Annotated in this window: 22 protein-coding genes and 1 pseudogene; 19 read left to right on the forward strand and 4 right to left on the reverse strand. The window is 25.3% G+C overall.

Annotated elements, in window-relative coordinates; genetic code table 11:
• The 9 genes from ACRC8M_RS07070 to ACRC8M_RS07110 form a co-directional block, all read left to right on the forward strand.
• Positions 1-204 (forward strand): hypothetical protein (locus ACRC8M_RS07070; protein WP_438528498.1); only part of this gene is annotated, 204 nt, incomplete at its 5' end.
• A 141-nt stretch (positions 205-345) separates the two neighbouring features.
• Complete coding sequence (locus ACRC8M_RS07075) at positions 346-1452, forward strand: glycosyltransferase family 9 protein (protein WP_438528499.1); 1107 nt, start codon at positions 346-348, stop codon at positions 1450-1452.
• Positions 1449-2600 (forward strand): glycosyltransferase, encoded by a 1152-nt coding sequence (locus tag ACRC8M_RS07080; RefSeq protein ID WP_438528500.1) that lies wholly within the window; start codon positions 1449-1451, stop codon positions 2598-2600. Before ACRC8M_RS07075 ends, ACRC8M_RS07080 begins: the two co-directional genes overlap by 4 nt.
• Positions 2597-3385, forward strand: a complete 789-nt coding sequence (locus tag ACRC8M_RS07085) for a polysaccharide deacetylase family protein (protein ID WP_438528501.1) — start codon at positions 2597-2599, stop codon at positions 3383-3385. The genes ACRC8M_RS07080 and ACRC8M_RS07085 overlap by 4 nt, the downstream gene beginning before the upstream one ends.
• On the forward strand, positions 3382-4098 hold the full coding sequence (locus ACRC8M_RS07090; RefSeq protein WP_438528502.1) for a lipopolysaccharide core heptose(II) kinase RfaY: 717 nt from the start codon (positions 3382-3384) through the stop codon (positions 4096-4098). Before ACRC8M_RS07085 ends, ACRC8M_RS07090 begins: the two co-directional genes overlap by 4 nt.
• Positions 4095-4982 carry a glycosyltransferase gene (locus ACRC8M_RS07095; RefSeq protein WP_438528503.1) on the forward strand — a complete coding sequence of 296 codons (888 nt, stop codon included), beginning with the start codon at positions 4095-4097 and terminating at the stop codon, positions 4980-4982. Before ACRC8M_RS07090 ends, ACRC8M_RS07095 begins: the two co-directional genes overlap by 4 nt.
• Positions 4966-6144 (forward strand): CDP-glycerol glycerophosphotransferase family protein, encoded by a 1179-nt coding sequence (locus tag ACRC8M_RS07100; RefSeq protein WP_438528504.1) that lies wholly within the window; start codon positions 4966-4968, stop codon positions 6142-6144. Before ACRC8M_RS07095 ends, ACRC8M_RS07100 begins: the two co-directional genes overlap by 17 nt.
• 13 nt (positions 6145-6157) lie before the next feature.
• Positions 6158-7060 carry a glycosyltransferase family 2 protein gene (locus ACRC8M_RS07105; protein ID WP_438528505.1) on the forward strand — a complete coding sequence of 301 codons (903 nt, stop codon included), beginning with the start codon at positions 6158-6160 and terminating at the stop codon, positions 7058-7060.
• On the forward strand, positions 7057-8235 hold the full coding sequence (locus ACRC8M_RS07110) for an O-antigen ligase family protein (protein ID WP_438528506.1): 1179 nt from the start codon (positions 7057-7059) through the stop codon (positions 8233-8235). Before ACRC8M_RS07105 ends, ACRC8M_RS07110 begins: the two co-directional genes overlap by 4 nt.
• A 12-nt stretch (positions 8236-8247) precedes the next feature.
• On the opposite strand, the gene ACRC8M_RS07115 is transcribed toward ACRC8M_RS07110, so the two are convergent.
• The 4 genes from ACRC8M_RS07115 to ACRC8M_RS07130 are packed head-to-tail and all read right to left on the reverse strand — an operon-like array spanning position 8248 to position 10111.
• Positions 8248-9183 carry a hypothetical protein gene (locus ACRC8M_RS07115; protein ID WP_438528507.1) on the reverse strand — a complete coding sequence of 312 codons (936 nt, stop codon included), beginning with the start codon at positions 9181-9183 and terminating at the stop codon, positions 8248-8250.
• Between the two features lie 19 nt (positions 9184-9202).
• Positions 9203-9610, reverse strand: a complete 408-nt coding sequence (locus tag ACRC8M_RS07120; protein WP_438528508.1) for a hypothetical protein — start codon at positions 9608-9610, stop codon at positions 9203-9205.
• A complete protein-coding gene (locus tag ACRC8M_RS07125; protein WP_438528509.1) occupies positions 9597-9911 on the reverse strand; it encodes a hypothetical protein in 315 nt (104 codons plus the stop codon). Before ACRC8M_RS07125 ends, ACRC8M_RS07120 begins: the two co-directional genes overlap by 14 nt.
• Complete coding sequence (locus tag ACRC8M_RS07130; protein ID WP_438528510.1) at positions 9908-10111, reverse strand: excisionase family DNA-binding protein; 204 nt, start codon at positions 10109-10111, stop codon at positions 9908-9910. Before ACRC8M_RS07130 ends, ACRC8M_RS07125 begins: the two co-directional genes overlap by 4 nt.
• 227 nt (positions 10112-10338) lie before the next feature.
• On the opposite strand from ACRC8M_RS07130, the gene ACRC8M_RS07135 reads away from it, so the two are divergent.
• From ACRC8M_RS07135 to ACRC8M_RS07180, 10 genes and pseudogenes are all read left to right on the forward strand, one after another.
• On the forward strand, positions 10339-10650 hold the full coding sequence (locus ACRC8M_RS07135; RefSeq protein WP_438528511.1) for a hypothetical protein: 312 nt from the start codon (positions 10339-10341) through the stop codon (positions 10648-10650).
• Between the two features lie 4 nt (positions 10651-10654).
• Positions 10655-10810 carry a hypothetical protein gene (locus ACRC8M_RS07140; protein ID WP_438528512.1) on the forward strand — a complete coding sequence of 52 codons (156 nt, stop codon included), beginning with the start codon at positions 10655-10657 and terminating at the stop codon, positions 10808-10810.
• A gap of 166 nt (positions 10811-10976) precedes the next feature.
• Positions 10977-11894, forward strand: coding sequence for a Wzz/FepE/Etk N-terminal domain-containing protein (locus ACRC8M_RS07145; RefSeq protein WP_438528513.1), 918 nt, complete (start codon positions 10977-10979; stop codon positions 11892-11894).
• Positions 11895-11908: 14 nt separating this feature from the next.
• Complete coding sequence (locus ACRC8M_RS07150; protein WP_438528514.1) at positions 11909-13192, forward strand: exopolysaccharide biosynthesis polyprenyl glycosylphosphotransferase; 1284 nt, start codon at positions 11909-11911, stop codon at positions 13190-13192.
• 1 nt (position 13193) lies between these two features.
• Complete coding sequence (locus ACRC8M_RS07155) at positions 13194-13964, forward strand: glycosyltransferase family 2 protein (RefSeq protein ID WP_438528515.1); 771 nt, start codon at positions 13194-13196, stop codon at positions 13962-13964.
• Between the two features lie 27 nt (positions 13965-13991).
• Positions 13992-15161: a glycosyltransferase family 9 protein gene (locus ACRC8M_RS07160; protein ID WP_438528516.1), complete on the forward strand. Its 1170-nt coding sequence runs from the start codon at positions 13992-13994 to the stop codon at positions 15159-15161.
• Positions 15155-16291 (forward strand): oligosaccharide repeat unit polymerase, encoded by a 1137-nt coding sequence (locus ACRC8M_RS07165; RefSeq protein ID WP_438528517.1) that lies wholly within the window; start codon positions 15155-15157, stop codon positions 16289-16291. Before ACRC8M_RS07160 ends, ACRC8M_RS07165 begins: the two co-directional genes overlap by 7 nt.
• A 13-nt stretch (positions 16292-16304) precedes the next feature.
• Entirely contained in the window at positions 16305-17144 is an 840-nt protein-coding gene (locus tag ACRC8M_RS07170) for a glycosyltransferase (protein WP_438528518.1), read from the forward strand.
• A 2-nt stretch (positions 17145-17146) separates the two neighbouring features.
• The gene (gene gmhA / locus ACRC8M_RS07175) at positions 17147-17722 is read left to right on the forward strand and encodes a D-sedoheptulose 7-phosphate isomerase (protein WP_438528519.1); all 576 of its coding nucleotides are present in this window, start codon (positions 17147-17149) and stop codon (positions 17720-17722) included.
• Between the two features lie 11 nt (positions 17723-17733).
• Positions 17734-17896 (forward strand): annotated as a pseudogene (locus tag ACRC8M_RS07180) (D-glycero-beta-D-manno-heptose-7-phosphate kinase); the annotation flags it as partial.

Raw genomic sequence — 17896 nt, forward strand, 5'->3', positions numbered from 1 at the left:
ATAGAATATAAAACAGTAATTTTAGATGAAGAAAATATAAATACAACAACTTTATTTAATTGTGGAAATTTCGTTATCAATGAATTTTTAAAATTTAAAGCACTTGAAAGTAGTAATAGGAATGAATCAAAAACATATAAATTTATGAATAAAATGAATAATATGCATGTAGAAGAATGTATCCCTATGTTCATAGAAATTTAACAAAGTTAACAGAGATAGGAGCTATAAAAAACTTCCCAAGAGTTTGAGGGAAGTTTTTTTTTATTTTTTAGGGTTATAATAAAAAAAATAGTCAAAGTGTGTTATAATTAAAATAAAATTTAAAAGATATAAGGGGAAAATATGATCCGTAAATTGAATAGGATAGTTCAGGACTTTCTAAGACCAATAAGGCTAAATATAGGTAGAAAACTTTGGGATAGAAAAGTTGAAAAATATCCAGAGTTACTAAAAAATAATAGAGTGGATATGAGTAGAGTAAAGTCTATTCTTTTTTTACGTTATGATGGGAAAATAGGGGATATGGTTATAAATACTCTTATGTTTAGAGAGATAAAAAAGAGATATCCAGATATTAAAATAGGGGTAGTGAGTAGAGGGGCAGCTACAGATATTATAAAGTTTAACCCCCATGTGAATGTTATTTATAACTATAAAAAAGGTAAAGAGAGCCAGTTAGCAACTGAGATTGCTAAAGAAAACTATGATGTACTAGTTGATTTTTCTGAGATGCTAAGAGTTAATCAGATGAAGTTTATAAATCAATGTAAGGCTAAAATAAATATAGGGCTAGATAAAAGTAATTGGAACCTTTTTGATATATCAATTGTAGAAAATGAAGATTATAAAAATAATGATCATATAACTAGAAGGTACGGAGCATATCTAAAAAAGTTTGCAATAGAGAATTATGATAAGGGATATGACATTTTTCTAGAAAATTGTAAAAAGGATGAAGTAATTGAGGGAACAGAGGTTGTCTTAAATCCTTATGGTGCGAGTAAGCATAAGCATTTTAATCAAAAGACACTAAAATTTATAATAGAAGTTTTAAACTCATTAAACAAAAAAGTTACACTTATATATTCACCCGATAAATATAAAGAGTTACAAGAGTTTATAAAAGAAAACAAAGATTTGAAAGTATATTTACCAAATAATATAAGAGGTATTTTAGATAGTTCTTGTATTATAAAAAATTCAAGTTTAGTAATAACACCAGATACATCAATAGTTCATATAGCCTCAGCATTTAATAAAAAAATAATTGCGGTGTATCCGCCAAATGGTGGAAAGGTCGGAGTTGATCATCTTGTTTGGGGACCGTTAGATCCAGAAAATAAAATATTATTTTGTAAAGCTACTTTAAAAATTGGAGAAGAGATAGACATAAATACTTTTGATGAAGAAGAGATGAGAGAGAGAATTATAGGAGAAATAAATTCATGAAAAATGAGATAAGAAAGAAAATAATAATACAAACAGGTTCTCTAAGAATAGGAGGGCAAGAAAAGATGCTTTCTGAACTTTTAAAAGTTATAGACTCTGAAAAATACCAAGTATTATTATTAATTGAAGAGAACTGTGGTCAGCATAATGTGTATGAAAAGAATATTCCATCAAGTATAGAGTATAGATTTTTAACATCAAAAATTTTTATGGAGAAATTAGAGAGATTTAAAAAAAGTAAGAACCCAATATATAAGCTACTTTATTCTCTGATGTTGAAATCTAAAAAGAAAATAGCTCTGAAAAATTTTAAGAAGTATTTACAATTCTCTGACATTATTATAGATTATAATTTAGGGCTTTTAAGATATTGTGATAAGCTTAATCTAAAGGGAAAAAAATTAATAGGCTGGTCACATGCTGGATTAGGTGGAAAACTTAAAGATAAAAGAAAAGAAAGAAATCGTAGATGCTATTCAGACATTATAACAATAAATGAAGAGATGAAGAAGTGTTATAAAGAAAGATTAGATCAATATGGAATAAAAATTCATAAAATTCATAATTTTTTAGATGAGAAAATAATAATAAAAAAATCTTTAGAAAAAGTGGAGGAAGAGTTAGGAAAATATATTATAAGTGTAGGTGCTTTAACAGAAAATAAGAATCACAGCTCATTGATATATGCTTATAAAAAACTTGTAGACAGCGGAATAGAAGAAGATTTAGTAATTTTAGGAGAGGGAAAAGAAAGGGCTAATTTAGAAAGAATAATTAGTGAGTTAGGATTAAATAATCGAGTAAAATTACTAGGGCAAAGAGAGAATCCTTATAAATATATAAAAGGCAGTTCTTTGTTTGTTCAAACTTCTTATTCAGAAGGATTTCCATTAGTTTTATTAGAAGCTATGATTTTAGGAAAATCTATAGTTTCAACAGAGAATTATGGATCAAAAGAAATTTTAGATAACGGTAAGTATGGAGTAATAGTAAAAAATGATACTCTAAAGGTAAGTGAGGGGATAAATTCACTTGTTAAAGATATGGAACTTAAACATAAGTATGAGATGCTATCATTAGAAAGAGCTAGGGATTTTTCTTTGGAAGCAGGAAGAAAAAATATAGAGGAGTTTATAAATAGCTTATGAGTAATAAAAATATAAAAAGTGATATACAAGTTTTGATGTACCATCAATTTGTTGAGAATGTATCAGATGGTGGAAAAATAAAATTATTTATAACTAAGAAAAAATTTGAATGGCAATTAAGAATTCTAAAATTTTTAAAATATGAAACAATAACTTTTAAAGATCTAAAAAAAATAGGACTTGAAAATAGGAATAAAAAAAGATATATAATTTTAACTGTTGATGATGGTTACAAAGATAATTATTCGGTTCTTTTTCCGCTTTTAAAAAAATATAACATGAAGGCTGTAATTTATTTAGTTTCAGGTATTGATTATAATAAATGGACAATTGAGAGTGATGAAGAGAAAAAGTTTAGCTTAATGAATTTATCAGAGATAAAAGAGATGCAAAGAAGTGGGTTAGTAGAATTTGGAGGGCATACATTGACTCACCCTAGTTTACCAAGTTTAACAGATAAAGAACTTTATAAAGAAATAATAGAAGATAAAAAAAATTTAGAAGAAAAATTACAAGAAAAATTAACAAGCTTTGCATATCCTTATGGGCATATAACCCCAAGAGTAAAAAAAATGGTAAAAGATGCTGGATATGATTTTGCTGTTTCAACTGATACAGGAACAGGAATAATAGAGGATGATTTATTTGATATAAGACGGACAGCTATTGATACAGGAAGTTTAATTGGATTTTTAAAGAAAATTTCTCCGAAGTATCTTAATTATAGATATAAAAAATATGGAAATAAAAAATTTAAAGATAAAGAGTTAGGAAGTAAATCATGAAAAAAAAAGTTTTAGAGAATGGGTATACTTTATATGCATATGAGGAAAAGTATTTAAGAGTAGGAGAAAAAATACTTAATGAAGAGTATAATATTTTAAAAGAATATAAAAATACTTTAAGAAATTATGTGGTAGTTATAGAAGTAGACAAAGAAAAATATGTTTTGAAATCTCCAAGAAATGAACATAGAATTATTCAAAGAAAAATAGGAACATTATTAAAAGATGGAGAGGTTTTAACAACTTTAAAAAATATTAATAGATTAACAAAAGAAGGATTGAATATTTTTGCACAACCATATTTGGCTGTAGTAAAAAGGAAAAACGGATTTATTCAAGAATCTTTTATTGTAATGGAGTATGTAGAAGGAATAGATGAAAAGAATAAGGATTTAGCAATTGAGTATACAAAAAAAATGCATGAAAAAAAAATATACCACGGAGATTGTAACCCAGCAAATTTTGTAATTACAGGGAAAAAAAGTTTAAAGGTTATAGATACCCAGGCAAAAAAAATGTTTTTTGGAAAATATAGAGCTCACTACGATATGTTGACTATGAAAATGGATTCATATAAAGAGGTTATATATCCATATAAAAAGGATTGTTGGTATTATATGGCATTAGGAATGAAGCAATTTAAAAAAAGTAAAGTTATAAAGAATATTAAAGATTTTAGAAAAAGAAAAAGAAATCAAGGGGTAGAGGAATGAAAGATAAGATAAGTATTATAGTTTGTGTTTATAATAGGTTTGAATATGTTAGAAATATTCTAAAATGTTTGATAGAGCAAACAGCTGATATTTATGAGGTTATTTTTGCTGATGATGGATCAAGTGATGATTTAGAAGGTACAATTAAAGATTTAATTCCTTTATGTAAATTTAAAATAAAAATAGTATGGCAAAAAGATATCGGATTTAGACTAGCAAAATCTAGAAACAATGCAGTAAAGCACTCAGAGGGTGATTATTTAATTTTTATGGATCAAGATATTGTTTTTGATAAAAATTTTATAAATGAAATAATTAAATTTAAAAAAAGAGGAAATGTTGTTTATACGAAAGCTCTATGGACAAATGCAGAGCAAAGAGATGAGATTCAAAAAATATTTGATCAAGAATATAACTATGAAAAAATGTATTCAATAATAGAAAGTGGGATGCACGAAAAAGCATTAAAATCTATAAAAAAGAGTAAATTTTATTCGTTGTTATATAAACTACATCTTAGAAAAAGAGGTGGAAAGTTTGCAGGATTATTTATATCCCTATATAAAGACGATTTATTAAAAGTGAATGGTTTTGATGAGGAGTATCAGGGATTTGGCTATGAAGATGATGATTTAGCAAATCGTTTATTTAGCGCAGGTATAAATACAATTCCTGTTGAATTTAAGTATTTTCCAATTCACATGGCACATCCATCAGCACCAAGTGAAGCTAAAAGTCCAAACGAAAAGTATTATCGTGATAGAAAAAAGGAAATATTTAAAGGAGATTATAAATGTAAACATGGTTTGAACAACTCTTTAGGAGAGGATGAACCAATATTAAAGCTAGATTATGTAGGAGATAGAAATGAAAAGAAGAGTTGAAAAATTAAAAAGTACATTATTTCAAACATATCTGTCAACACTTGCAAAAATTGAATACTTTTTTAATAAAAAGAAATTAAAAGGAAAAGAGATTTGGATTATTTCAGAAACTGAAAATCAAGCTCAAGATAATGGATATTATTTTTTTAAATATATGAGAGAGAAGTTTCCAGAAAAAAATGTATACTATATAATTGATAGAAATGCTCCTAGAATTAGTGAGTTAGAGAAAATAGGAAATATACTTTATTTGGGAGAGTACAAAACAATATTGTATCTTTTATCAGCAAAGTATATACTTTCCACTCATGGGTTATGGATGCTTCCAAATGAACTTGGAATTACAAAAAAAATCACTAAAAAAGTTATTTCAGGGAAAAAAATATGGCTATGTCATGGTATCACAGCTATGAAAAATGGAAGTGCAACATATCATAAGAAAAATTTTGCATTGAATGATTTTGTAGTGGCAGCATCTAAATTTGAAAGAGATGTTTTTACAACTCATTATGGTTATTTAAAAGAGGAGATTCTTTTAACGGGTTTTCCTAGATATGATGATATGGCTAGTGAAATAAAAGAGAAGATTATATTACTTATGCCAACATGGAGAGATAATCAGGACAATTTAGAAGAAAAATTTTTAAATACAGAGTTTTATCTGAAAATAAAATCCTTATTGGAAAACAGAGATTTGCAAGGCTTTTTAGAAGAAAAAAATATAAAATTGTATTTATATCTTCATGAAAATTTCCAAAAATATAATAAGTATTTTTTTAATTTTGAAAATAAAAAAATATCTATAATAAAGAATAAGGAAAAAAATGTAAAAGAACTTTTAAAAATATCATCATGTTTAATATCGGATTATTCAAGTGTAATTTTTGATTATGCATATATGAATAAACCTGTAATTTCTTATCAGTTTGATTATGAGAGTTACATTAATAGTAGAAAAGAAAAGCCATTTATAGATATAACTTCTGAAATACCAGCATTGGTAACTCGAAAGGAAGATGATATAATAGAGTTTTTAAAAAGAATAGAAAAAAATAATTTTGAATTTATAGAGAAAGAGAGAAAATGTTTAGATAAATTTTTTGAATATACAGATAATAAAAATTGTGAGAGACTTTATACAGAGATTATAAATTTGAAATAAGGAGGGGTAGTATATGAAACCATTAGTGAGTATAATAATTCCTGTTTACAATGTTGAAAAATATATAGGGGAATGTTTATCAAGTGTGATTAACTCTTCTTATAAAAATTGTGAGATACTTGTAGTAGATGATTGTTCTTTGGACAATGGAAAAGATATAATAAAAATGTATCAGAAAACAGATTTTAGAATTAAGCTTCTAGAAAATTTAAAAAATGAAGGAGTTTGTTACACTAGAAATAGAGGGTTAGAAAATGCTCGTGGTAAATATGTTATATTTATTGATGGAGATGACTTTATTTCAGAATTTTGGATAGAGAACTTAGTGGAAATGATAGAACGTAAAGGATGTACTCTGGTTATAGGAAAAGCTAAAAACTATAGAGATGGAAAAGTTGAAGATTATAAAATAACAGATTTAAAGACAGAGGGGTATTTAAAATTTGAAAATTTAAGATTAAATAAAAATGGGGTTGTTTGGAATAAGATTTATGACTTGAATTTTTTAAAAGAGAACGCTCTATTTTTTAGTAAAGAAGCACTAAGTTATGGAGAGGATTTAGAATTTATATATAGGGTATTAAGCCAAGCAAATACAATCTACTATGCAGAGGTTGGAGAATATTATTATCGTTGCAATAGACCATTTTCTTTGTCTAGAAAAATAGAGACTGAAAAAAAAGTTATAAATTTTACAATTATATTAAAAAGTTTACTACAGTTTTCTAAAGAAAATAACAAGTATAATAAAAAGACATTAAAAAAAATAAGTAAAGATATTCTGATAGAAAAATTAGAAAACCCATCTATAGAGATTGATATGGGTTTAATAAGGTCTGTTGGAAAATTTATTCCAGAGATTCATAAGATGGAAGTTTTAAGAAAAAAAATAAAGAGGAGAATAGGATTAAGATGATAAGTAAAATAAATGAGGAGTTAATATTTGAGTATGGTACATACATTTTGTTTCCCTTATTTATCCTATACCCTTCAATTCAAAGTGAAATGTTTCTATTTTATTTAGCTATAACTTTAATAAAAATAAAAAAAGAGGGATACAAGAAAAGTGGATTAGAAAAGTATATAGGATTAGCTATATTGGGATTATCTATAAGTTATATTGGAAATTGGAATACGAAGATATTAAAACAGATTTTTTCAATTGCAAAATTTTTAGTTTATCCTTTGTTTATTTATCAATTTAAACCGATTCAAAATATAGAAAAAAAGCTATTGTATCTATTTAATATTTTAGGAGTGTATGGATTATTGGAGTTTTTGGTAATAAAATCTAGAATTTTAAATATAGGGGCAGCAAGGTATTATAGTTATTTAGGATTTGTGATGGATTCTTCTGTTGTAGCATTGAGTGGATATATTTTTTGTTTTCTCTATTTGATAATGCGGGAAAAAAAATCAAATTTTGAAAAAGTTTGTGGAGTAGTAGGAACTTTAATCTTTTCATATTTAGTTTTATTGCACCAAGTTAGAGGAACATATTTAAGTTTTGTAGTTGTTACTTTAGTTATATTAGCTTGTATTCTTATAAAAATTGAAACTAAAAAGAAAATAATAGTTCTCTTAATAACTGTTTTTTTAGGAGGAATGGTCATAAAAAATATAGAAAATTTGGTGAAATATAATAATATTTATATAAGTAGAATAGAGTCAATAGGAGATACTACAGGAAATCATAGTAACATGGCAAGGTTGTATTTTTGGAAAACAGCGGTAGAAACCTTTAAAGAATCACCATTAAATGGAATTGGTTATAGAAGGTTTAATATGAATAATGTGCAGGTAGATAAAAGATATAAAAATGAGTTCTATCATGCTCATAGTGAGTTTTTCTCTATGCTAGCAGAGGTTGGTATTATTGGATCTGTTCTATGGTATTTTTTTAAATTTAAAATTTTTCAATTTTTTTATTTTCAAAGAAAAAGATTTTTAGGAGCTTTTTTATTAGTAACTTTAATAGGATTTGAGATACAAACTTTATTTGAAGTTTATTTAGTAGCAAAGAATGTATATAGATACTTATTTTTGTTAATAGGTTTAATTTTTACATATTTAGAGAAAAATAAGGAATAAAGAAGCTAGAGTCTAATTAGACTCTAGCTTTTCCTTTAGTTGCCTATAGTAAGGGTTAACTAAATTTTCATCATATTTTTGGCATTCATTTAAAAATTTACCTAATATCTCATCCTTAGAACAACTACCAACTCCAAAATAATCTATGTAGTAGTTTAGCTTTCCTTTTAAAACCCTATGATTTTTAGTGTCGTCGTTGCTAGAGCTATTTGATATATTGTATCTAAAAGTCCATTTTCCACCAGCAGCTTTAACAAGACAACTATTGATATTGTTGCAATATCCACCTTTGAACTCAAGAGTAGCTTTTTCATATAAAACTATAAACTCATCTACTGTCAAATCAGGTTTAGCATTGAGAAGATTTACAATTGTGAAATCATCTAAAATCTCTTTCAAATAGGGTCTTATAGAAAGATTAGTAGTTAGTTGAGTCTTTTTTTTGTTATTATCTTCTTTTTCAATATCTTTTTTATAATAATTAATATTAGTATGTGATGTATTTTCCATACTAGGAGTTACCACCACTGGAGATTCCAGTGGTGCAGTATCCATGCTAGGGGCTTCCAGTGGTGGAAAAGTGGATAAGGAAAGTTGCGGGGGAGTAGCAACGCTTCTAAAAGGTTCGGTAGTTTTATTTAGAAGTTCCTTGTCATCACAGAAATAATACAAGTTTTTGAGTTCACCTTTTCCCACAAAGGCAACATCTTTTTTATGGCGATACATATATCCCAGTTCAATCATACGATTAATAAGTCTTAAGATTTTATCTTTTCCAACATTGAGTTCACATGATAGTTGATTAATATTTATAATCCAATTTGGGGGCTTATTTAGAAGATACCCACCAAAGCCTTTTAGCTCCAAATTTAGGTCTTTATCTTGAAGAAATCTATTATAAATTATCGTATAATTATTTTTATGATGGTTCTTAATTATGAAATTCATAATTTACCTCCAAAGTCATTTATAAGTTTGTTAATTTAAGTAAAGTTCTTAAGCAAATAAATTTTTTTAGTCCGATACTGATTAGAGATTTGTTTAAAGCTATAAAATTATTTTTATTTAACCAGAAAGCACTTAAAATATTATGTTTAAAAAAATTATATTCAGGATAAAATCCAAATATTGAAAAATTTTTTAAAAGTGTTTTTTCACACGGGGGAATAAAATTTAAAATTAAACTATCAACATGTATTAAATGAGTGTTACTAGAAAAAGTAGAGTATATAAGCTTTTTCTTTAGATAGCGTCGGATTGTCTTTATAGACAGATTACAGATAATTGAAAGCTTTTTAATAGGAATAACATATTTGTATACTTTTTTTATTTCATAATGAAACTTTGAAAGAGGATATTTTTTAGTTATTGTCATTGTTAGCCTCTAAGATATTCTTGTATTGTGAAAGAATTAAAGGAGCAAAGCAAGATGTTTTTATAGAAACTCTAGATCCTATCTTTAAGGAAGGGAATTCTCCAGAATCTACTAAAGGATTATATCTATAAGGTTTTATATTAAATAGTTTTGTAATATAGTATTTCGGTAAAAAAGTTCGGTAGTTTTTATTTAAAATTTTTTCTAATGATTTAATTTGATGTTCTTTATTTTTGCACTTTTTTAAAATTACTAAATTATTTTTTAAAACATCTTCAATTTTAGGAAAGTTATTTCTCATATTTCAACCTCCTGTATAATATTTTTCACACTAGAAATTTTGATAGCGTAGTAAGCTCCTAATTTGATGCTAGCTATTTTTTCATTTTTAATCATTCTATAAATTGTTTTTTTTGAAACTAGAAGAGAGTTTGCAAGTTCTTTAACTGAAATAAAACCATTTTTTCTATTTAAGTGTTCTCGAATAAAACCTTTTTTCATAAATCCCTCCATATTTTAAATTTAGAATAATATATTTGTACACTGTAAATAAAAAAAAATCAATATCACTTTGTAATATTTTTAAAAGTAAGTGGACAAAAAAATACTTAAAATTTAGTAAAAGTAGGTGGACAAATCGACTAAAAAAAATTAAAAAATTATGTTATTCTAAAACTATCTCGAGATAGGTAGGAAAAATAAAAAATAAAAATCGTAGGAGGTAGTAAATGAGTATGACAGTTGCAGGAGCAAAAATAGCGTTAGAAGGAGTTATAGCAAAAACAGAGAAGAGTATCGAAAGAGAAGTAAGTTATTTAAAAGAGTTAGCAGATGATAAGGCAACACTTTCTCATATTGAGAAGTTACAAGAAGATGGAGAACCTTTACCAGAAGGAAACCCATATGGATCATATTCAGAGTGGAGAGATGCCATTGAAAAAGAGATAAAGACAGGGCAGAACTCTCTAGATAGAATAGAGATTGAAAAAGCTGAGTTGATGGCGTTTAACTACTTTATGGAAAATGCACCAGAGGCATAAGCCTATGATAAAAACTATAAAAATAATCTATACTGTTATGACATTGATTGGAGTGTTAGTGACAGGAAATAATACCCTCGTTTTAAGAAATATAAGTGTGAAAGTTGAGAGAATGGCTATCCCCCAAGTCACTTCTCACTCACAGATAAATATCAATTAAAATTAAAGGTCTAGAAATTTTCTAGACCTTGTTTTATTGCAAAAAAAGTATTTTAAATATATACACTATTGAAGAAAATATAAAGAAACTTAAAAAAACTTCTACTTTTTTTCACACTAAAAAAGTGATATAATAATATGGACAAAAAATATATAGGGGGATAAAATTGAACAAGGAGTTAAAAGTGATGGAACAAAAACAATATGATGATGAGATTGATCTTTACGAATTGATTGAGATACTAGTGAGACACAAATGGAGCATAATATTAACTACAGTATTTTGCACGATATTGTCACTAGGAGCAGCCCTTTATGTGAGAAGTAATACACCTAACTATTTAATGAAAAGTATTCTTATTCAGCAGGATAGTTATGAATTGAAGGGAGTAAATAAAATAGACGTAGATTCAGTTCTTCTTCAAGATAAGAATGTTAAAAGAATTTTAGAAATAGAGTCTATAAGAAAAGAGTATTTAGAGAAAACACGAGAAAATATGCAAAATATATCATCAGAGAGAAAGTTTTTACAAGACTTGATAACTATATCTAAAAATGAAAAAAAACCTGAAGAAATATCGATAAAAACAGAGATTGTAGTTGATGAAAATAGTAGTAGAGATATTATAAATAGATATTTAGATATACTGAGAGAGCAGGATAATCTATCAGAAGTTATACTAAAAGAGAAAAAAATAAAAAGTGATTCTCTAGAAAAAACTAAAATAGAAATTGAAAATATTCAAAATGAAATTTTAGATATTTTTAAAAAAGATGGGGATTTAAGAGCTTTAAAGCCAGAAGAAAAAATGAATTATATAGTGGCTAAATACCCTGAATTAAGTTTAAGAAAAAATGAACAAGAAAAGTATTACAATACTTATGTTAATGAGTTAGTTAGATTAGACTCATTAAATGATAAACTGGATATTATTAAAGAAACAACAGATATATATTTTATAAAGGGTCAAAGTAAAGTTAAACTGATTCTTGTAGTAGGGATAGTAATGGGATTATTTTTAGGAATAATGGTAGCATTTTTAAAAGAGTTTATAGATGGATATAAAAAAAGATATAGAAAGTAGGAGTTGAATTGCAAATGAAACATAATCAGAATGCAAGGGGAAGGATACCCTACACATTAACACTTTTTTTACTTTATGAATGGGTTGTAAGAGTTATGAATTTAAGTATAAATACATCCATATATGGGTTGTTTTTTATGCTTATACTGTCTTATTATGTATTTGGAATATTTACTCTAAGGGAAAGATATTCAATAAAAGAGTTTTTAATATCTACCTCATTAAATAGTGCAATATTTTTTATATTGTTAATATTCCATAAAAATTTTGAAATAATTCTTTATTTTTTAATATACACAGGGTTACAAAACTTAATTAGATATATTTTAGGTAAGCTGTATAAACATAATATAAGAGTATTAATACTTGGGGATGAAACAGATGAACGAAGAGTAAAAAAGGGTATTATAGATAACTTAGAATATAGTTATATAGGATTTCTTAGTGACAAAAATAGTAGTGCTCTTGGAAAAATAAAAAATATAGAAGATATTATAAAAGTTTATGCAATTACAGAAATAATATATATAAAAGAATTAGAGGATCAACTATTAGATGAAATTTTTAAATTAAAATTATCTGGAATGAGAGTTTCAGACTCAGATATTTTTTTGCAAAATGTAGAGGGGAAAATAGATGTAGATAAAATATCGAAAAAATGGTTTTTAGAATCAAAGGGATTTGATGTATTGACATCTACATTGGACAAAAGATTGAAAAGATTTATGGATATAGCTATGGCTTTAGTTGTATTTTTAATAGGGTTGCCTTTTATGATAATAACTTATTTTTTAGTTAAGTTAGATAACCCTAAAAAATTCTTTTCTAATCCAGCTTTTTTTAAGCAGAATAGGATTGGATTGGGTGGTGGAGTGTTTCAAATAGTTAAATTTAGATCTATGAGAATACATGATCCAAATGAACATTCTAAATATGCTTCAGAAAAAGATAATAGAATAACAACAATAGGAAAATTTATACGAAAAACTAGATTAGATGAATTGCCTCAAATTTGGAATGTTTTAAATGGAGATATGAGTTTTGTAGGACCTAGACCTGAATGGGATGAACTTGGAAGAGATTATGAAAAGAAAATTAATATGTATAAGCTTCGTTATGCTGTAAAGCCTGGACTTACTGGTTGGGCTCAAGTTATGTATCCATACGGAGCAAGTATTGATGATGCAAAGAAAAAACTAGAATATGATATTTATTATATAAAATATCAAAATATAGCGATGGATATAATAATATTATTTAAAACAGTAAAAGTAGTGCTGTTTGGAAAGGGGATGTAAATTGTACGATATTACCTCAAGTATTGTGACATACAATACAAAGTTAGATGAATTAAAAAAAGCTATAGAAAGTTTTTTAAATACAGAATTAAATATTCATTTGTATATATCGGATAATTCACCGAATAATGAACTAAAAAAATATATAAAAAATATTGATGATGCAAGAGTTTCTTATATTTTTAATAATAAAAATGGTGGATATGGTTGGGGGCATAATCAAATATTAAAAAATATAAGTGGGAAATCTAAATATCATTTAATTTTAAATCCAGATATTTACTTTAACAAAGGTGTTTTAGAAGAGTTATTTTCTTATATGGAGAAAAATAAAGATATAGGTAATATAATGCCAATGGTTAAATATCCTAATGGAGATATACAATATTTATGTAAAAGAATACCAAAGCCAAAGGATTTGTTTTTGAGAAAATTTTGTCCATTTAAATCAATAATAGAAAGAAATAACTATAAGTATGAAATGAGAGAAACAGGTTATAATAAAATAGTAGATGTTCCTATATTATCAGGATGTTTTATGTTTATAAGAAATGAAGTATTCAAAACTGTAGGTCTATTTGACGAGCAATATTTTATGTATATGGAAGATTTTGATTTAAGTAGAAGGATTCATGAAAAATATAGGACAGTATTTTATCCAAAAGTAGAAATTGTTCATGCTCATGCAAAGGAATCATTTAAAAATAAAAAGATGGCAAAAATACATTTAAGAGCAGCAATAAAATATTTTAATAAGTGGGGATGGATATGATAAGAGCTTTTAAGGAAAGAGGAAAAAATGTTAGAAAAAAATATAAATAAATTAATATTAATATGTTTTCTTTTAATAGATTTTATAATAAATTTAACAAAAAAAAATGAAATAGAAAGAAGAGAAATTCTAGTTGTTGAATTTGCAAATATTGGTGATTTTATATTAAAAATTGTAAGTTTAAAAAAATTAAAAAAAGAAAATAAAGATAAAAGAATGGATTTAATTTGCGATATTTCTTGTAAGTCAATAGCTGAAAGAACGGGATACTTTGACAGAGTTATAGGAATAGATAGAAAAAAATTTTTGAGAAAAATATATTACAGATATAGTGTATTAAAAAAACTAAAAAAGCAAGAATATGAAATTAGTATAAATTTATTTTATTCTAGGAATATATTTGCAGATGACTGGATTATAAAAAATATAAAATCTAAAGAAAAAATAGGATTATTAGGAGATAATGTAAATAGAAATTTTTATAAAATATCAAATAATTGGTATACTAAATTAATCAAAACACCAGAACAAATTTTATTTGAGACAGAAAGAACAAATTTATTAGTAAGAGAGCTAATAAATTTAAAATTTAAAAATGAATATAGTGATATTACTAATTTTTTTAATGATGAGTTTGAATTAAGTAAAGAATTTGGTGTAATTTTTTTAGGGGCTAGTAACTTAAAAAGAGCATATCCATTAGAGAAAATGATCGAAGTTTTAAAAAAAATCCCAAAAGAAATAGATTTAGTTTTTTGTGGTACAGAACAAGAGTTAAAATTATATCAAAAACTAGAAAAAATATATGTATTAAAAAATAAAAAAATCAATTTAATAGGAAAAACAACATTAGTTGAAAGCATAAATATTATAAAAAATTCTAAATTTGTAATAGGCAATGACTCAGGTCCTGTTCATATAGCTGCAGCTCTAAAAAAACCTTCAATTTGTATACTAGGAGGAGGTATGGATATTGGGAGATTTTTTCCATACAAATTTAGTGATGAAAAAAGTGAGGAGAAGAAATATTTTTTACCTAGGGTTATTTATGAAGAAAAAAAATGTTTTGGTTGTGGTTGGAAGTGTAAATATAAAACAAAAAAATCTGACTCGTGGCCTTGTATTTCAGAGGTTTCTTTAGAAAAAATTCAAAATGAATTAGAAAAAATATTGCAAAAAGGAAGTGAAAAATGTTAAATCCATTTTTTATATATGCACTAGTTTGGATTTTAGTATTGTCGTTACATGAACTAAAATGGTCAGGATTATATACAGATTTAACAATTAATTTAAAAATATTTTTTATAATAACTATTATATTTTCCTTAATATTCGGAATTTTGCTAAGGAAAAAATACAAAAATAAATTAGAAAATTTAAGTATACCGAATGAAGTTAAAATATTATTTCCAATGTTATTCATAATTTTAGGTCACTTACTGCAGTTTATGTATGTAGGAAAAATCCCTTTAGTAGAAAATATAAAAAGATCAGGTTATATGTATACTGATTTTTTAGGAATAAAGACATTTCATGTAATCTTATTGACATTTAATTCTTACTATTCGATATATTTAATATATATATATTTAAAATTAAAAAAAAGTAAATACTTTTTCTCTTATTTATTATGTTTAGTTCCATATATGTTGCTTTATTTAAGAGGGTCTATAATAACTATACTTTTTACAAGTTTAATAATTTACTTATCTAGTATAAAATTAACTATAAAAAAAATATCAATTTTAGGAATTATTTTTTTTATAGCCATATATATATTTGGAATAACTGGAAATAAAAGACATTACTATAAATGGAATGACACAAGCTACTTAAATAACATTGCCAAAAATACAAGGAGTAATAAATATATAGATCCATTATTTTGGGGATATATTTATATTTCATCTCCAATAGCAAATTTACAAAAGAATTTAAATGAAACAGAAGCTGAATATAGTTTAAAAAAATTATTATTAGAAAATATGCTTCCTGATTTTATTCAAAAAAGATTTTTTGAAAAAGAAATAAAAATAAAATTAATTTCACCTAATTTAAATGTTAGTACTGGTTTTTTAAGTCAATATGTGGCGGGGGGAATTTTAGGGATGTACATAATGTTTTTTATATATAGTCTATTTAATATAATTTGTACGTTTGCATTATCACAAAAAAGTATATATTATATACCAATGGTTAGCATATTATCATCTATAGTAACTTTTTCTTTTTTTGTTAATATGTACGTATTTTCAGGCTTAAGTTTTCAGCTTGTTTATCCTTTTTTGTTTAACCTATGCTTTGAAAAAATAAAAATAAAGAATTAAAAATGGAGAAAAAATGGTAGGAATAATTATTTTAAACTATAATTCATCAAAATTAGTAAAAAAATTATGTGAAAATTTAAAAAATATTAAAAATATATCAAAGATAGTTATTGTTGATAACGATTCAACTGATAATTCAATAAATGAGCTAAAAAATATTATTAATTCAAAAATTGATTTGATTTCTTCTAAAGAAAACAGAGGGTACTCAGCAGGTAATAATAAAGGTATAAAATATATAATTAGAACATATAAGGATATAGAAAAAATATGTATTTTAAATCCAGATGTTGAAATCTTAGACGAAGAAATATTTGATAAATTAAGCAAAGAATTAGAAAGAGACTCAAGCTTAGGAATTATATCACCATTCATGTTAATGAATGGAAAAAAAAAAATAAATTTAACTTATTGGAAAGTGCCACAAGGATTGGATAATATATTTTTATCCCTAGGATTAACTAACAAACTATATAAAAAATTATTTTGGAAGAGGGAGGTTATACCAGGAAGTTTTTTATTTTTTAGTAAAACTTTAATAAAAGAGATAGATTTTTTAGATGAAGAAGTTTTTTTGTATCAAGAAGAAAATATTTTATTTCAGAAATTAAAAAGTATAAATAAAAAAATGAAGATAATAGAAAGCATTTATTATAATCATAATCATGAGCATAAAGACACAAGTTTAAATAATAAATTATTTCATAATAGGGTTTTATTTGATTCCATGATTTACTATGAAAAAAAATATAATAAAAAATACTCATTTATAACAATAAAAATATTAAAATTTTTTATTAAATTAAGAAAAATAGAATTAAAATTAAAAGATAAATTTAAACAAGGAGATTGATTATGATATTATTAGACTCATATAAAATAACAGCTTCTCTTTTAGAAAATTTTATAAAAGAAGAGGTTGAAAAACAAACAACCGAAAAAGTGGCTAAAGATTTAGCAACAACTTTTCAAAATGGAAATAAAGTTTTAATCTGTGGAAATGGTGGAAGTAATTGCGATGCTTTACATTTTGCCGAAGAGTTTACAGGTAGATTTAGAAAAGATAGAAAAGCTTTACCTGCAATTTCTTTATCAGATTCATCTCATATAACTTGTGTAGGTAATGACTATAGTTTTGATAACATATTTTCAAGAGGTGTAGAAGCTTATGGAAAAGAAGGAGATATGTTTATAGGTATCTCGACTAGTGGTAATTCTACAAATATTATAAAAGCTGTAGAAATAGCAAAAGAAATGGGATTAAAAACTGTTGTTCTTCTTGGAAAAGATGGAGGGAAACTTAAAGGAATATGTGATTATGAGTTTATTATTCCTGGAGAAACTTCTGATAGAATCCAAGAAATTCACATGATGATATTACATATCATTATCGAAGGTGTGGAAAAATTAATATTTCCTGAAAATTATTAAGAGGCTTTAAAATGGAAAAAAGTAGATTAGAAGAAATACTTAAAAGTTTTCAAAATTTAAAAGTAGCAGTAGTTGGGGATATGATGTTAGATGATTACTTAATTGGATCAGTGGAGAGAATTTCCCCAGAAGCACCAGTACCAGTAGTTTCAATAAAAGAGGAAAGATTTGTAT

Source organism: Cetobacterium sp., from assembly GCF_051653945.1.
Classification (GTDB): Bacteria; Fusobacteriota; Fusobacteriia; order Fusobacteriales; family Fusobacteriaceae; genus Cetobacterium_A.

Coding starts and splice junctions, on each gene's coding strand:
- ACRC8M_RS07150 (WP_438528514.1), top strand. CDS start 11,909: ATGAAACATAATCAGAATGCAAGGGGAAGGATACCCTACACATTAACA.
- ACRC8M_RS07125 (WP_438528509.1), bottom strand. CDS start 9,911: ATGAGAAATAACTTTCCTAAAATTGAAGATGTTTTAAAAAATAATTTA.
- ACRC8M_RS07085 (WP_438528501.1), top strand. CDS start 2,597: ATGAGTAATAAAAATATAAAAAGTGATATACAAGTTTTGATGTACCAT.
- ACRC8M_RS07080 (WP_438528500.1), top strand. CDS start 1,449: ATGAAAAATGAGATAAGAAAGAAAATAATAATACAAACAGGTTCTCTA.
- ACRC8M_RS07115 (WP_438528507.1), bottom strand. CDS start 9,183: ATGAATTTCATAATTAAGAACCATCATAAAAATAATTATACGATAATT.
- ACRC8M_RS07110 (WP_438528506.1), top strand. CDS start 7,057: ATGATAAGTAAAATAAATGAGGAGTTAATATTTGAGTATGGTACATAC.
- ACRC8M_RS07160 (WP_438528516.1), top strand. CDS start 13,992: ATGTTAGAAAAAAATATAAATAAATTAATATTAATATGTTTTCTTTTA.
- ACRC8M_RS07140 (WP_438528512.1), top strand. CDS start 10,655: ATGATAAAAACTATAAAAATAATCTATACTGTTATGACATTGATTGGA.
- ACRC8M_RS07170 (WP_438528518.1), top strand. CDS start 16,305: ATGGTAGGAATAATTATTTTAAACTATAATTCATCAAAATTAGTAAAA.
- ACRC8M_RS07090 (WP_438528502.1), top strand. CDS start 3,382: ATGAAAAAAAAAGTTTTAGAGAATGGGTATACTTTATATGCATATGAG.
- ACRC8M_RS07105 (WP_438528505.1), top strand. CDS start 6,158: ATGAAACCATTAGTGAGTATAATAATTCCTGTTTACAATGTTGAAAAA.
- ACRC8M_RS07100 (WP_438528504.1), top strand. CDS start 4,966: ATGAAAAGAAGAGTTGAAAAATTAAAAAGTACATTATTTCAAACATAT.
- ACRC8M_RS07165 (WP_438528517.1), top strand. CDS start 15,155: ATGTTAAATCCATTTTTTATATATGCACTAGTTTGGATTTTAGTATTG.
- ACRC8M_RS07095 (WP_438528503.1), top strand. CDS start 4,095: ATGAAAGATAAGATAAGTATTATAGTTTGTGTTTATAATAGGTTTGAA.
- ACRC8M_RS07135 (WP_438528511.1), top strand. CDS start 10,339: ATGAGTATGACAGTTGCAGGAGCAAAAATAGCGTTAGAAGGAGTTATA.
- ACRC8M_RS07075 (WP_438528499.1), top strand. CDS start 346: ATGATCCGTAAATTGAATAGGATAGTTCAGGACTTTCTAAGACCAATA.
- ACRC8M_RS07120 (WP_438528508.1), bottom strand. CDS start 9,610: ATGACAATAACTAAAAAATATCCTCTTTCAAAGTTTCATTATGAAATA.
- gmhA (WP_438528519.1), top strand. CDS start 17,147: ATGATATTATTAGACTCATATAAAATAACAGCTTCTCTTTTAGAAAAT.
- ACRC8M_RS07130 (WP_438528510.1), bottom strand. CDS start 10,111: ATGAAAAAAGGTTTTATTCGAGAACACTTAAATAGAAAAAATGGTTTT.